Here is a 16,166-nt window from a genome sequence, read left to right as displayed (position 1 = left end):
TTCGACATTGGTGAAATTCACATCGCCAACACCGAGGCCCAATTGGTCCACCAGTCCGCTGGTGGATTCCGCTCCTTGAGTCACTCTCGCACTTGCATTTGCATTGACAACCAACGTGTCTGAAGCAACCGGATCACCGCCATCGTAGTTGACCGTCACACTCTGCAACCCGTTGGCATTCCCAGTGTCTGGCGTAAAGTTAAGCGCGTCGTCGCCTCCCAACAGACTAAAGTTAACGGTACTGAACCCTGCAAAGCTGCGTACGTTGTAGAGCACCGTCGCGCCATCTCTCACGCTGATCTGAGGCGTCAATGCACCGCCAGCGGCCGTGAAGTCCGCGATCACGGTCTCGTTTCCACTGGTGCCCGCCGCGTCCGGGTTGGTACCAAGCAGAGTCAATGTGTCGGTGTCGTTCGTAAAGCCATCATCATCGATCACGATGATGTCGGTGTTGTTGACATAGTCGATGTCGAGAATCAGCGATCCGTCACTCTTGTTCGTGACGATGATCTCACCGGAATCGGGGCCAGCAGGGCGAATCAAAATGTCTTCGCTGACCTGTCCCCCCAACAACGAAGTGTGCAGAATCAGCAAATCGGCCTGGTCGCCATCAACGCCGCTAGGGTCTCCCTCGTCAAAGAAAACATCAATGCCCCAGCCGCGTGGGGTGTCGTCTGCGTATGGGGTAATCTCAAGTGTATCGACGGCAGGATCGGCAACACCCGGCGGCGGATTTTGATCGTCACCATAAACGTTCAGAAATCTAACATCGTTAAAGAATACGGGCGCGCTGCCGTTGATTTCCAAGCTGAATTCACCCACCCCACCATCTTGTTGAAACGCATCGGTTCCATATAGCTGATCGATATCCTGCCCAACGACGACAAAGTTGTCCGTCTGGCTAACGGAAGCTTCGTTGTTGTCACCGATCATGTTGACAACGCCATTACCGGGCGTCAGCAGAGTATTCTCGATTGAACTAAAGGCGAGTCCAAACGTGGGCACGCCGCTGGACGGATCGTTCGAGCTGACCGAAACAACCGGTGGGGTTGTTTTGTCGCTGTAGATGTTGATCGGACCAGGCGTGGCTAAAAACAATCGGTCCCCGTCCGGAGGAATGGTGTCTGCGGGACTCAGGTTGGGATCGGGATCTCCTCCGTTTACTTGAATGCCAAAATTGAACGATAACGTTGCTGAGATATTGTCGGCGACATCAATGTTAGGAGTCACCGGAAGTGACGTGTTCGCCTCGATTCCGCTGTTGACGATCAAGCCTTCAACCAGTGGATCGCTTTGTACGAAACTATTGGTCACCAATCCGATGCCGAGCAGCGAGCCTCGTGAATTGTTAAAGCCGGAAACAAACCCGTCGCTAATATTCAGCGAATCGAAGGCGTTGCCGACACCGAAACCAGGGACGATGACGCCTGGACCCAACCCAAACGTGTTGGGGATTGCCCCAGGATCAAACGGGTCAATTGTCGTTCCGGCGTCGATCAAAGGGGCTTCACTCGGGGCGTAGACATAGAGCCGGTCGTCGACCCCGCCCGGAGTCGATCCGCCGCCATCGAACGTCAAATTGAACAGCCCGTTGAACTGGATGTCAGGACCGCTTGATCCGCCAGCGATACCGGGGAACTGATCAAAGAAACTCCCTTCGGTTGGACCGTCCCAAGGATCGCCGCCACGAAACACAAGGGCAGAATTAGAATCAAGTGGTGCCACCGTGAAATCATCGTCCCCCGATGTACCAACAACGGTTACGAAGTCGGGAGCGAAGTTAAAAGCGGATTGGTCTCCATTGTAAATCACCGTTTCCATCGTCCGGATCTGCAGAGGACCACGCCCAAGCGAGATTAATAATTCGTAGTCACCGGTCGATCCCGCACCTAGACCCGAGGAGGGATCAAAAGGGTCCGTTTGGAAATTAAAGAGTGACGAGACGACTACATAATAGGTGTCGTTTGCAAAGGCAGTGAAGTTAAGCTGGCTATCACCGAAGTTACCTGTCGACGCCACCAATGTTCCCGAACTGTTGTAAATTCCAATCAATGAGTCCGGAAGCCCGCCGGGCATGCCGGCTGCATTTAAATCAACGGTAATCAACTGCCCCGCAGCTGCGGATAGCTGGTACCAATCATAGTCACCGCTCGTGCCACCAAAAGGTCCATCTCCGATCGCTGCCGCACCAAACGGCACTTTCACCGTGCCTGGACTGCCCGCCGTTAGCCCCGTCGGGTTGGCAAGTGGAAGAGCTCCGTCATCCTCCGTTTGCGTAATCGTAATTGGAGGAAACAAGATCGGGAATCCAGAAACATCGACGTCCCCGTTCAGCGAATCAAGGTAGTCAAACGTTAGACTTCGATTTTGGAAACTGTTGTCGTTGACTTCAATCGAGTCGCGATTATTGGTATCGCCGGCAGTGCCTGCGGGGACATTATCGTCGCCGTGTACCTCCAGACTGGTGAGCGGAAAGGCTGCGGATGCACCGAGATCATTGGCGATATTTAAAACAAATCGATCGTTGCCGGCTCCGCCATGGAAAATGTTATTGCCACTCAACGCATCGCCATTGATGGTCATCGTGTTGGCATCATTACCATCGAACATATCGATTGTCGTCGTGTCACGAGCGGTTGTCGCCAACACATTGACAGTGTCGCCGCCGCTGCCGGTGATCAGGTTAAAGAACTCAAGTTGACCAACTTCATCGACGTTGTAGCGAATATCAACGGGGGCGTCGCCATCACCGAAACTCAGCTGAGTAATGTTGCCATTCGCTTCGAGCGTGTAAGTGTCCGGATCGGAATCACCTTGATCCGACACATTAAGCGTATCAATACCGCCGCCAGTATTCACATTGACTTGACCGTCAATGTCATCCAGATTTCCAGTATTCAAAGGCGCATCGGATGTTACGTTGACGGTGTCGTTCCCGTCGCCCGCATTAACAGTGACTGTCTGCGTCGCCACGACCGCGCTAATATTGATTTCATCCGTGTCCCCCTCCGAATTGATTACGATGTCAAATCCCGGCAAGTCGGGGAAAGGGATTAAAGTCAGCCCAGTAATATTGGTGAACCCCGTATCACCAACCAACGTGCTCGCCCCGGTGGCGGGGTCGATGCGATACAACTCTCCTGCGTTGGGACCGAAACCGGAGACGCCTGCATACAAGTTCCCATCAGGGCCAAACTCGATGCTACCTGCCTGGATACCGGTGTTCCCAACAACGGTGGCGGCACCTGTGGTGAGATCAATCGTGTAGAGATCCGAAGGACCAGCCCCGCCCGCAACCCCGTACATCACCATCGCGGCTTCGTCATAGGCCAGTCCTGAAATCTGGTTGACGCCCGACGGACCAATAAAGGTCGTCGCTCCCGTGAAAGGGTCGACGGTGTAGAGTCCTGGATTGCTACGATGCCCGGTTCCGTACAGGATTCCACCGACGAATTCCAATCCGCTCATCTCATCGCCGTCGAATACCGTGCCGCCAATCCCCATTCCAGTTTGCGGATCAAACTGTTGAATAAATAAATTGCCTGACAGTTGTTCGAACGATTCATTCGTGCTTGGGTTGGTTTCGATTTCGGTAGCGGCGAAGGGAAGCAATCCGATCAGGGATCCTGCGCCTGTTACGGTGTCGATGCTGAACAATTCGGCGTTTCGACTACTACCAAGAAATACTGGCGGATCCGCGCCAGCGGGCGAGATCGGATCCAAAGCGTTGACGGTAATCGTGTCGGCGTTATCGCCCGCATTGACGGTAAGTGACTTTGTCGGATTAGTGAACTCCGTGAATTCGAACGTCGAACCGTCAATGGCAGATGTGTTGGGGGTGTTGCCATTCGGGTCCGCACCAAAACCGTCATCCGCGAGCAGCACATCAGGATTGGGGCCTGCCGGCAGATTGAAAACAATGTCGGCAACCGTCCCCACGTTCAACAACACAGGTTCCAAGCCTGTGTACGTGATCACGCTTCCGTCCAAGTCGATGTTGCCATCGTTGGCGTTGGTGTAGCTAGAGGTGATCGTGGTGAAATTGCCACCGAGGACTCTCAGTGTGTCGCTTGTGGTTTGACCGTCGCCGTCAAAACGGAGGCCGCCAGCTGGAATTGGATTCCCGTTCGAGAAGTCAATGGTCAACGAGTCGTCACCATCGCCACCGGCAACCGTCACCGAGTTCAAAAACGTTGTATCAAAGGGTGACATTCCAAACGGGGCAATGTTGGCCGGCGTACCACCGATCATGACTTCGAGTTGGCCGGCAACGTTGAGCCCGATCGTAATGTCATCGTCTCCGCCGGTACCTCCAACAATAAGATCTTGCGCGAAGACATTGACGTTCGCCTCCCACCCAGAGCGCGTGATGCTGTCATCGGATTCAAATTGAAACGTCAGTTGGCTGCCAGATGCGGTGATTGTCCCAGGCGGATTGGGAGTCACTGATTCAAAAGCACCGACCAACGGATCGCCGGTCGTTGTTCCATCAAAGATTTGCAGAAAATCAAAGGAGTTCGCGGGGCCTCCTCCACCAGCAAGGGGTTCGAGTTGAAAGCTGGTAAAATCAACTTGCAACACACTGCCTGATCCGCTGTTAAGCGTGAGAACACCGTCCTCGTTGTTAATGTAGTTTGCTCCAACGTTACCACTGTCAAAGTACTGATCGCCGTTTACGACGGCTTGATTTGCGGTCCCAGTGGTGGGATGAAGCACGACAGCCAGAAGTCGGCGGTCTTCCAAAGACTCGATGCGTGGTTTGCGCGACATCAAGTGGGTAAGTCGACGTCGTTTCGAATCGCGAGTCCTGCGGTCCTGTTGATGATCTCTACGTGCTACCTTGCCAAACATCATGACATCTCCCACTCGTGTTGCGAATCAATGAAGTTGCGTGACGGAAAGCCCCCCCCTGAACCACCGCTGGAGGGCGGTGCGAGGGGCACCATGCAGACATCTTAAGGGCTGCGCAATCAACAAGATAGGAAGATTAGGGGGATCACAACTACTTTTTTTGGGATTCTTTTTGGTTCTCAGTTGACAATGGGATCATTCGATGCGTTGCATTGGATCAAATTGAATACACGCAATTCCAGCCACGAGGACAAGGTTTCAGGGAACGACTACGAGCAGTCTCGGATGTGCGGGGTGGCGTGGCGAGAGAGTGTGGGAGGTGGCACGTCACCACGCAGATCTAATCGATTTTAGTGGTCCGCTGATTCGGCGTGCCAACCCTCGATGGCTGTACCGACATACGAAGGCAGATTGCAGAAGAAAGTGTTCCAACACACAAAAAAAAACGCGTGCCGAAATTTCATTCGGCACGCGTTTCAAGTTTGATCATCGCGATAAAACTCTAACTTAGAATCGCCATTCGGCTCGGGCGGTCAGGCCGCTGAAGGTCATCGTTTCGCCGGCGTCAGTCAGTCGCCCATCGCGGACCGAATCGATGTAGCTGCGGGTGGTGACCGCTTCGTACCAAGCACTCATCAGGAAACCGCTCGACAGCACGAGATGGCGTTTGTGGCCCATCCAGCGAACACCGAGTTCCGCGTCCAGCGTTGGGGTGGCATGGAAGTCTTCGTAGCGATTCGAGATCACGCCGCCACCGAATTGATTGCGTTGATCGTAAGTCGCGTTCCATTCGCCAGCCATCAAGCTAGCCATCGTTTTGCCATACAGCATCAATCCGGTGTTGCAGCTGTAGGTTTCGAAGTCCAATCCGCCGCTAATTCCGAAACCGTCAAAATCAATGTCGGTAGCGACGTTGGTAAGGCCAGCCGCTAACGCTGCGGTTTGGTCGGCTCGAAATTGTTGTTCGATGTTGCCATAGCGAACACCCGCCAACCAATTCACTGCGATCGAGTCGGTTTGTTTCCAAAGGTGCCGATAGTTCAAGTCGACTGTTTGAAAGTTCATGTCCTGCGAAGCAAATGCTTCAAGACTGCCGCTGCCCGATGTCGCGATGCTCGGGTGAGTCACGTTGGAAGCGAGCACATTGTTCTGTTGAGCTTCGATCGAACTCTGCGAGCTGCCGTCCCAACGAGCGTAGGAGAGTTGAATGCTGCTGCATTGTGACAAGCCAATGCTGCCTCCGACGCGGAAGCCTGCTTCGGCATCCAAACCAACGATACCGAGTGGTCCGGTTGGCGAGGCGACGGCAGGATCGGGGTCGGTTTGCTCGGTGGCGTAAATCAGATCGGTGCTGCCAGGTCGCAGCCAAAGGAACTCGCCGAACAAGCTGGTGCGATGTGCCCACCACGGTGCGACATTGCAATCTCGTTTTTGTTTCATCTTGTGAAGTTTTTCAAAAATCCCCCCACCGTGATCATGTTCGCATCCGCAATGACCCGAGGGCGCGTCGCAGGAATCACAGTGCCCGGATTGTCTTGGCATCATGTGTGGCGAATGGCTCGACTCGTTGTAAATCGGCGGCTCAAAATCAGCTCCTTCATACGCTGGGCCGTGGTACACCGGGGCCTCGTATTCGGGTGCCAGATAATTGGGATCACCTGCATATTGCCCCTGCCATTGGCTCTCCGACCCCCGCTCAAGCTGATTAGCAAAGCTGGGACTGACCCCATCAAGTGCGTTTGCAGCAGTGAGAGGAAGTGCAGCGACCAATGTTGTCAACGCACGTACGGCTTGAGTGCCAATCCAGTTTCGTTTCATTTCGCTAGTTCCTGTGTTTCATTATCCAGCCGGATGAGTTCCGGTGAGGGGGGGAGAAACAGCAATTGCCGCCAAGTGGGTTAACACTCCCCTCGCTGGTAGAGGTATCGGAACTAGTACCACCCGACTTGTGGGAATAACCGGTACAGCCGGACTTCTTCCCTAGTCTTCCTAGTTTGACCCGGGCTGAGTTGCGAGCGAATTACACTAACGGCGTAGAACACCGAAGAAAGAGCCGCCATGGCGAGCTAGTGGCGTTTACTTTGCCGCTCGCAGCAAAGCCATCAAATCCGATAGTTCTTGATTCGTAAGCTGGTCGGCCAGCCCCGCCGGCATAATTGAAATCTCGCTCGGTTTGCTCTGTTCGATGTCGCGATGGTCGAGTCGGACCGTCCGGTCGGCGGTGAGGTGAAGTTCCAATCCCTCGCCCGTCCGCGCCCCAAGCAAACCGTTGAAGACTTGCCCATCGATCGTCAAGATGTGCAACCCCTGGTAGCTCTGCTCTTGCCGAGCACTCGGGAACAGGATCGCTTCCATCAACGCCTCGGCGGTGCGACTCGCTCCGATACGCGTCAGTTCAGGACCAATGTCCGCGCCGACATAGCCGATGCGATGACAACCACTGCAGGCCGCTTTGCTGCTGCGAAACACCTGCAGTCCCTGCACGGGATCGCCGGGTTGCAATTGGGATAAGCGGGCTGCGACCGAAGCTTGGATGTCCGCATCGGGTCGCTGCAATTCGGCGTCGGTTTGTACCGCCAATGTCTTGAGATCGCCAGATGATTGACGATACAAATTTGATAGAAACCCTTGCGGCAAAGTGCGCGAAACGCGAAGCGTAGCGAGTTGCGTCAACATTGCCTTTTCGATGGTCCTGTCGCCCGAGCGATGCACCGCTTCGATCGTGGTCGTCAACCGTTGTGATGGAATATCGGCTAGCGATTGGGCCAATCGATTTGCGTCAGCCAGCTTTACTCGCTGTAGCACCCTCGAGGCAAGCGGTGCAAGCGTTTCATCATCACCCAAAAACGCGGTCAACAGCTGTTGTTCCACTTCGCTGTTTTCCAAAATGCTGCCGACAGGCAGTGATGCAAGCAGATCAAATCGATGTTGAGGCGACGATGACTTGAATGCAATCGTTCGCAAAACATTTGCAAGTGCGTCGGAATCATCCTTCTCGATTTTGGTTTGACGCAGGTTTTCCGCCAACGTGCGTTGTAGCGGTGGTTCGGCATTTTCGAGCCACAACACCAATCCGTCGACCCATTTCGAGGGCATCACGCCAGCGTTAAAGTCGTGCAAGTGGTTGGCCAAGAACGATTGTTTGGCTTCGTTGAATGTGCCGGCGCTCTGGATCCACTTTGCGATCGGTTGTTGGACCGCATCTTGAAGCTTCCATCCCTCCAGCAATAACGCGAGCGTCTCAGTCGGAACGGAGTCTTTCGTTCCAAGGTCAGAGAACCATTGGTCAAGCCGTTCGCTCGCGAGGGGGGCCCACTCGGGGTGCTTGGCCATGATTGCTGCGGCGGTGTTCCGCAAGCTAGGATCGTTACTGTGGATTGCGGTAAACCAAACCGAAATTGGAATATCGTCACATCGGTCGACCCGATCAAGTACTAACAACGCAGCACGTCGTTGAGGCTCGGATTGTGCATGGGCCAAAAGGTCGACATCGCTGTTGCGTGCGATTTCGATCAATGCATAAAGCAATGCATGTTCGAGATGCCGATCTTGTTGGGCTTGATCAATTGCCTCCAGTAACGATTTGACGGTTTCGGGCGAGCCCATTCGGCCAATTGCTTCCGCACTCCTACGCCGGACATGCAAATCATCGTGCTCGAGCAAACGCAATAGTTCGTTGAGCGACTTCGCATCTCGGTGCAGTGAAACCGCATGACACGCGGCCTGCAAGATCGACGCGTCCGATTGCGAGAGTTGTTTACGGACCGCGGCCCTTGAATTTGGTGTCCCGAGACGAGAAATCGCCCACAACGCTGCTATCCGATCCTTGAGCGCGCGGTCCGGGTTGTTGAGGACCGATTCGAGTGATGGGATGACGGAGTCATCTGCGTTGGCAAGCTGCAGACTCGCCTGGCGTCGGACCCAAGACCGCCGATCATACAGCGATTCCACTCCATGATTGTTAGCCGTTTGCGATTCACTCGCTTGCGAAGTGCATTGTCGAGAATCGGATTCGGCATTGATCTTCGAAATCCGATAGATGCCCCCGGCGGCGGTGGCTTGATCGATCCGCGACGTGGGGCAACAAAGGTCATACCAGCCGCCGGTATCGATCACCAGTAGGCTGCCATCGGCATCTTCGAGCACGTCGGTGGGGTGGAAATCGACTCGATCGGCGATGACCAGATCACGGTCGACGCTTTGATAACTGCCCCCTTTGGGGATCAGTTGATGCGCCGTTACCTTTTGTAAATTAAACAGTGCGGCGACAAGCACTCGGGAATTGGAGTGTTGCTCCGAAGCGACTAGTCGATTCGAGTGCAAGCAGGCGAGGCCACTCGGGGCGGCAGGACCAAGCTGAGTCATGATCGGCATCAGCGATCCGGTCCGTGGGTGACCGTCGAGCACGGCATTTTCCTTGCCATAAACACCTCCGTAAACTGCATGGGCTATGCCATCGCGAAGTCCATTGCCGGGATGCTGCAAAAATGTGCTGGTGAAAAACGCTTCTCCCTCAGGCGTGAACGCCACTTCCACCGGATTGTCCATCCCGCCGGTAATCACTTGTTCGACATCGCCTCCGGCGAGTTTGCGGCGATAGATGTGGGCCGCCGACGATTCGAGGGTGCGTCCATCCAGCAGCGAGTGGGTTTGTTTTGCAAACGCTCCTTTGCACCAGTAGATCCAGCCATCGGGGCCGAGGTAGGGACCATGCAGATCGTTGGCGCACCCGGTGATGGTTTGCCCGTCGAACCAAACCTCGCGTTTTTCGCAGACACCATCCTCATCGGCGTCCGTCAATTTCCAAATCACGGGCGGGGCCGCGACGAGGATGTCGTTACCCACACACAGCACGCCTTCAGGGAAACTAAGCTTATCCGCAGCAACGATCCGTTTGTCGAAATTGCCGTCGTGATCGACATCGACTAATCGAATGATCTTGTGCAGTTTTTTTTCATTGTGTTCGACAATCGGTTTGCTGGCGCCGCCGGACTCGGCCACCACCAAACGGCCTTGATTGTCCCAGTCGGCGACGATCGGCCATTTGACCAAGGATTCGTCTGCGACTTTTTCGATTTTTAACCCGTCAGCTAACGTGAATTGAATCGCGTCGATGGTCGTGACGTTGACCGCGTTTGTTTGTCCCAAGATCGGAGTGGATGTGACACCCAGAAACAGCGATGCAAAGACACATCGCGACCAAGCTTGAGTATTGAGCATGATGTTGCCGTGAAATGGCGCTGCGGCGGGATGGTGGGTGAGGACCGTATTGCGCGGTATTGCGCGGTCAAAGTCACTGTCGTTTCGTGACGCTCGTAGCTTACCAGCTAACCGCACGTCCGTGTTGCTCCGCCACGACGACCGTGAATCGCTGCGGCTAACGCATGTGCAGCAGAGTGCGAACCGCCGGGACTTTCGCGGCCGCTCGGCGGGCAAGCGAGCGAACAGGATCGGCCCATTGCGATCGCAGGAATCGATAGCGTGATCGCTGCAGTGTCTGGTTCAGCACATACCGAGTGTGATTCAGATCGACGCAGCCTTCACCGACCATCGTTTCGGCCGTCGCCAATCGACTCTTGTAACCTTCGAGTCCTTTGCCAAAGTCCACTCGTTGCACGTCTCCATAGGCCCCTTCCTCCGCCGCCATCAACATGCTGACGAGACCGGGAGAGTAACGTGCGGAATCAAAGTCGTAGGTGTTGACCAAAAAGTGGGAAACGGTTTGGGATCGCAAACAGTAATGCAAGGCGACCGGTTTGTCGGCTGCCTTCAAGTAGACAATTTCGCCACGAAAACGATCGTCGGTCTGCTGCATCCAAAGTCTCAGCAGCTCGCGGACCCACGGTTCGCGGAAAGGATGTTTGCGATGCTGGGCTTCGTATTGATCGCACTTCCATTGCAGTAGCGGTTCCAACAGGTCGCTTTCGCATTGCTGTTTGCCTGCGGTCAGTGCCCCTAAGGCTTTTGTCATCCGGTTTTGCCCCGTACGGACCGTCTTCTTCAAATTGGCACTTCGATCATAGACCATGTCGATATAGGCTTGGTGACCTTTGGATAAATCCATTTGTGGCGATGACCAAATAGCCCAGCAGTTCGATGCCAGGGGTTGCTTCACGGGAAAGACATGGTCGAATTCCCAACGCACCAATTCTGCGGCGTGCAGCAGTGCCTCGGGATCGATCGACGTCCCGTCGCGATAGATGATCCCTTGATAATCCGCCAATGTCCGCCCCACAGCGCCCGCCACATTGCCATCCAGTCGCTCGAAGGGGAAGACCGCGTTTAAGCGTTTGCCGTCGGCCAGAAACGCAACCTCGACATTCGGTAGCACTCGAGCGACCGTCTGGACATAAGTGGGAGTGAAATAGGGACTTTCAAATTCAGGCGTGTTGTCCAGCAGTTCCCACCACTGGGAAATAAGCCGCGCACTTATTTCATCGATCGATTGAACCTGCCATTGCCTCACAACACATTCCCCAATAAGAGAACCACGCCTTGGTTGCCGCATGCCTCATGTGGCTATGTGCGGACGGTTCATTGTGGGGGCACTGGAAGGGCTTTGGCAAGTGGATAATCCCCAAAAAGGGTGCGCTCATGCAAAACAGATCGCGTTCGATGCACTGGTGATGTCTTGTTCACTGATGCGGTGTTTGCACAGTAGGGGTGGTAAAACTCGATGCGTGAAAATCGTTCGGTCTGACGTGATTGCCGCCGCGATGCTGAAGTACAATCGGAGATCTCGCCTGCACGGCTATGTCCACGCTGAAGACTTCGGTCTTTGATTTTTCTCCCTCCAAATTGAGCCGCCCTTTCCATGAATCGTCTTTATTATGTGTCTGTCATTTCAATGTGCCTCTTTTCTGTCACGGTCGTGGCCGAGTCTGTGGAAAAACAGGTCGGGGTCGGCGCCAAGCCCATCGACGGTGCCGAGATGATCATTGATGGGTCACGTGAGATGCTGGACCAGAAATGGCAATATTGGGAAGGACCACGGTTTGCTTCGGCGATGCCAATCAAATGGAAGATTGTCGACGACCCGGTCGATGACGGCACCAGTTTGATGACCGATGACCGCGCCGCCGACGGTGGTAAGTACGGTGCTGCTGACATCGTTACAAAGAAGACGTATCGCGATTTCCGCTTGCACATCGAGTTTCTAATCATGAAACCGGGTGGAAACAGCGGCGTCTATCTGCAGAACCGCTTTGAGATTCAAGTGCTCGATGGTGACAAAACGAAACACGGCATGGCGGCAGTGATCAACGAAACCGAATCACCCTATCACGCCTACAACGGGGTCGGCAAATGGAACGCCTATGACATCATCTTTCGTGCCGCCCGATTCGAGGATGGGAAAATGGTCGAAAAGCCGATGGTGACGATGTATTTCAACGGCGAGAAAGTGCATACCAACCAAGTGATCAACAAGGTGTGGGGCGGGCCGAACTCGGGCGTCGATGGTGGCAATGATGGTGGTCGTGGTATCACCGATACGCCACAGGGGCTGAAACTGCAATGCGAAGGTCACGACGTGCGTTACCGTAACACTTGGATCAAAGAGTTAAACCTCGAGGAAGCAAGCACTGACTTCTAGAGTAAGGTTCACATTAAGCAGGTCGCTCGGTATATACCGTCGATCCTTTTGTAAGCCAACGGCGTGAGCCCAACGCCATCTACTTTGGCACGATGCGGGTGGATCTTGTAGCGGAGCGGCGCAAGCCGCCCCGTAAATTTCGAACGCGTTATTCGCTGCAACCGAGCGGCTTGCGCCTCACCGCTAAAAAAAGCATTCATCGTGGATCCAAAGTCTTGACGGCTTCCGCGACGGCGACGGCAAAAAATACTGACCGACCGACTTAGCTCGCGTTTTCTTGCATGTCGGTTTCTACCACCGATTGGGCAAAACTCTGGTAGGCACCGCCGACCTGTTGTGCCATCGGATCGGGCCAGGCATGGAAACGATCTTCGGTCAACGCGTCGAAGATTGCGTTGGCGACGGACGAAGGCGGTGCGGCGCCTTCGGTAAACCCTGCATGGTCCGCCATGTCCGTTGCGATCGGACCGGGATGGACACTGACCACCTGAGTCCCCTGTTCCGCTAACGTGTCGCGAAGCGCCTGGGTGATCGAGTAACTCGCGGCCTTGGATGCCGAATAGGTCGCGACGTTGGCGAACGTCTTGACCGAGACAACGCTGTTTAGTTGGACCAATGCCCCGCCGCCATTAGCGGCCAGCACCGGTGCAAACGCCTTCGCGGTGCGAATCAGTCCGTAAACGTTGACGTTCATTTCGAATTGAATTGAATCGAGGGTATCGTCGTCGATCGGCCCGGATGTCTTCAGAACGCCCGCATTGTTGACGACCAGATCGACGTCGCTGGCGGTTTTTGCAGCCGCCTGGATCGTGCTTGGATCTTCCAAATCGAATTGGACGGGGACGACGCGGTCACCATATTCGCTAACCAGCGAATCGGCCGATTCTAACTTTCGCACCGCTGCGTAGACTTTTTTAGCTCCGCGACGCAATGCTTCCTCGACGATCGCTCGGCCGATTCCGCGATTAGCACCCGTCACGAACGCGGTCTTGTTTTTAACATCAAATGACATTTGGCTTATTCTCCACTTTGAATTTTTGATTTGGTAATGCGTTCAACGCGACACCGTGATCGCTCTGTAGGGACTACTCGCTACACAGGCCGACTCTTGCTCGGTTTCGAAAACCTTTCCACAAATACTCTAACACTGGGTCAAGTCAATTGGTCAAGTCAATTGAGCACCAAGCACATCCGGGATTGACGGAGAAGCCGCGTCACGCTCTGATTCGGCCGTGCCGGTGGTCTTGGCGACACCGGTCCGCTGGATAGCAAATGCCATGCTCAAAACGACGGGCACCAAAAACATGGTAAAGACCGTCGACACCACCAAGCCGCCGGTAATCACCGCCCCGAGCCCACGATACAACTCGCTGCCAGGCCCCGTCAAAAAGACGAGCGGCAACATCCCGCCGACACTGGTCAACGTGCTCATCAAAATCGGACGCACGCGGCTGACAACCGACTCGACAATCGCATCGTTGGGGTCGGTGCTGACGGCGTTGCCATCCTCGTCTTTCCCCGTTTTCAAAAAGTTCAGAGCTTGGTAGACGATCAGGATCGCATTGTTGACCACAACGCCTGCCAAGATCACGAACCCGAGGATCGTCAGCACGTCCATGTTTTGCACCGGCAGATAACGATCGCTCAGCGTCCACTGGTGAACCAACGCCAACCCGATGAAACCGCCGAGCGTTGCCAAAGGAACGCTGATCATGATCACCAGCGGGTAAGACCAACTTTGAAACAGCACCACCATCAACAGGTAAACAATCGCAAACGCCAGAAAGATCGAACTAGAAATTGTTCCCACAAACGATCCATCACCGATCAAGGCGGTTTTGATTTCGGCAAGCGAACCGGCGGATCCCGCGAAGCGAACATCGACGGTACCTGGAATTGCCTTGGATTCGCGAAGTGCGGCAACTTTCTCGTTCAATTGATCGATCACCATAGCCAACGGCACGTTGTCCGGTGGAGTCAACTCGAGTGTGACGGCGCGTTGACGATCGACGTGACGAATTTGGTCCTGCACGCGAACCCGATCAACTTTGGCGATGTTCTGCAGATCGACTACCCCATCGCGGCGAGTGGCAACCGGAGCGTTGCGAAGACCTTCGACGGGCGAATTGCCCAACGCTGCTTCGGTGATGATTTTCAGATCCTTCAGTTCACCGCCACGCTCAAAACGACGAGGGATCAATATGCCATCGCCCGAGGCCTGTGTCGCCAGCCCCACGTCCTGTCGCGTTAGACCGGCGTCCTGCAACCGTTCATCGTCTGGTTCCACACGAATCTCCGGTGTCGGCAGCAAGAAATTCGATGGCGTCGGATTGGTGCTCTTGTTTCCATAGTCTGCCACCAATTGCCCCATCAACGCGCCAGCCGAATCGACCACTTCCTCGAGCGAATCGCCGACGACATCGATCTTGATCGCCGCCCCCGTGGTTCCTCCGGTGCGAAACAATGGGAATTGAAAGGTGAAGTATCGGGTGTCGGGCGCGGCGCCTGCGATCAACGCACTCTCGACTAATGGAATCGCGTCGACGGTGGTCGCGGCGTCCACGGGGATCGCTCCTTGAAAGATCCGGCCTTCACGAGCGACGAGGAAGTAGTGGTCCAGCAGCGGGCTGATCACCGTCTCGGATGATTCCGGACTGATCGGTAGCTCGACTCGATTATCAATCATCGGATTTTCGCGACCACGACGGACCTCCTCAATTGCAAACCGATCTCCCGCGGCTTCCCATGAGGCACGGATATTGGGCTCGATACGACTGCCGATTTCGAACAATTGGTCGATGCTGTAGCCGGGGGGCGGAACCAAAACGCTGAAGACGAGGTTGCGGTTTCCCTTTGGCAAATAGTCTAGCGGCGGTAACAACATCACGATCCCCACCACGGTCGCGGCGGCAAACAGACTTGCCGTGACGATCCGGCGAACCCAACCTGACACCAACCAGCGAACGATCGCGCCAATCATTGCCGGCAAATTGGTCAGACGCACAAACGCTTGCGAAATTGCCGATAGCCAACGGGCAAGTCTCGAGCGAGGTTTCACTGGCTTAGGATCGCTCCCTGCTGGAATCGGTCCGTTCGAATGGGCTGCGAGCGGCTTCAGTAAAACGCCGGCCGCGGCGGGGATGACGGTTAGTGATACGATCAAGCTCAGCCCGACCGCGGCCATGATCGCTAGCGCGATGTCGCGGAACAGTTGACCGGCTTGTTCTTGGATCAACAACACTGGCAAAAACACGACCAGCGTCGTCAACGTGGACGCCAACACCGCACCGGCGACCTCTTGGGTTCCCTCCAGTGCTGCTTGCTTTGGAGGATGGCCTTTTTGCAAATAGCGAAAGATATTTTCGATCACGACAATCGCGTTATCGACGACCATACCAACCGCAAACGCCATCCCCGCCAATGAGATGATGTTCACGCTACGGCCGAGCGCCAACAAGATCACCACGGTTCCGATCGTGGAAAGCGGGATCGCGATTGCGATGATGCCGACAGAGCGGACGCTGCGAAGAAACAATAACAAAGCGACGACCGCTAATGCAGCGCCGGACAAAATGTTTTGCTGGACGAGCGCCAATGCATCTTTGACATAGTTCGACGAATCCCATGTTTGCACGAGTTCTAGTTTGCTGCCGGGGGCCATTTCACCGGCGGTTTGCAGGATTTGAGCTTGTTGGCTGAGCAGTCCATCTGCGGAATTCAT

Annotated in this window: 7 protein-coding genes; 1 reads left to right on the top strand and 6 read right to left on the bottom strand. The window is 54.8% G+C overall.

What is annotated here, in order from left to right; genetic code table 11:
* The 4 genes from ABX962_RS12295 to ABX962_RS12280 all read right to left on the bottom strand — a co-directional run.
* A partial coding sequence (locus tag ABX962_RS12295; protein WP_372719767.1) for a beta strand repeat-containing protein occupies nucleotides 1-4,770 on the bottom strand: 4,770 nt, incomplete at its 3' end.
* Nucleotides 4,771-5,358: 588 nt separating this feature from the next.
* Nucleotides 5,359-6,669 (bottom strand): Lpg1974 family pore-forming outer membrane protein, encoded by a 1,311-nt coding sequence (locus ABX962_RS12290; RefSeq protein ID WP_372719766.1) that lies wholly within the window; start codon nucleotides 6,667-6,669, stop codon nucleotides 5,359-5,361.
* Between the two features lie 258 nt (nucleotides 6,670-6,927).
* Nucleotides 6,928-10,071 carry a HEAT repeat domain-containing protein gene (locus tag ABX962_RS12285; protein WP_372719765.1) on the bottom strand — a complete coding sequence of 1,048 codons (3,144 nt, stop codon included), beginning with the start codon at nucleotides 10,069-10,071 and terminating at the stop codon, nucleotides 6,928-6,930.
* Nucleotides 10,072-10,228: 157 nt separating this feature from the next.
* Nucleotides 10,229-11,317, bottom strand: a complete 1,089-nt coding sequence (locus ABX962_RS12280; protein WP_372719763.1) for a GNAT family N-acetyltransferase — start codon at nucleotides 11,315-11,317, stop codon at nucleotides 10,229-10,231.
* 348 nt (nucleotides 11,318-11,665) lie between these two features.
* Between ABX962_RS12280 and ABX962_RS12275 the strand changes: the two genes are divergently transcribed.
* Nucleotides 11,666-12,445 (top strand): DUF1080 domain-containing protein, encoded by a 780-nt coding sequence (locus tag ABX962_RS12275; protein WP_372719761.1) that lies wholly within the window; start codon nucleotides 11,666-11,668, stop codon nucleotides 12,443-12,445.
* A 262-nt stretch (nucleotides 12,446-12,707) separates the two neighbouring features.
* Here the strand turns inward: ABX962_RS12275 and ABX962_RS12270 are convergent, their stop codons facing one another.
* Together ABX962_RS12270 and ABX962_RS12265 are read right to left on the bottom strand one after the other, a co-directional pair.
* Nucleotides 12,708-13,457, bottom strand: coding sequence for an SDR family oxidoreductase (locus ABX962_RS12270; protein ID WP_372719759.1), 750 nt, complete (start codon nucleotides 13,455-13,457; stop codon nucleotides 12,708-12,710).
* Nucleotides 13,458-13,610: 153 nt separating this feature from the next.
* The coding region (locus ABX962_RS12265) for an efflux RND transporter permease subunit (RefSeq protein WP_372719757.1) at nucleotides 13,611-16,166 on the bottom strand (2,556 nt) is incomplete at its 5' end.

The organism is Novipirellula sp. (assembly GCF_041583735.1).
In the GTDB taxonomy this organism is placed as follows: Bacteria; Planctomycetota; Planctomycetia; order Pirellulales; family Pirellulaceae; genus Novipirellula.
Note: the sequence above shows the minus strand (reverse complement) of the source record. Positions and strands in the feature narration are given on the sequence as shown.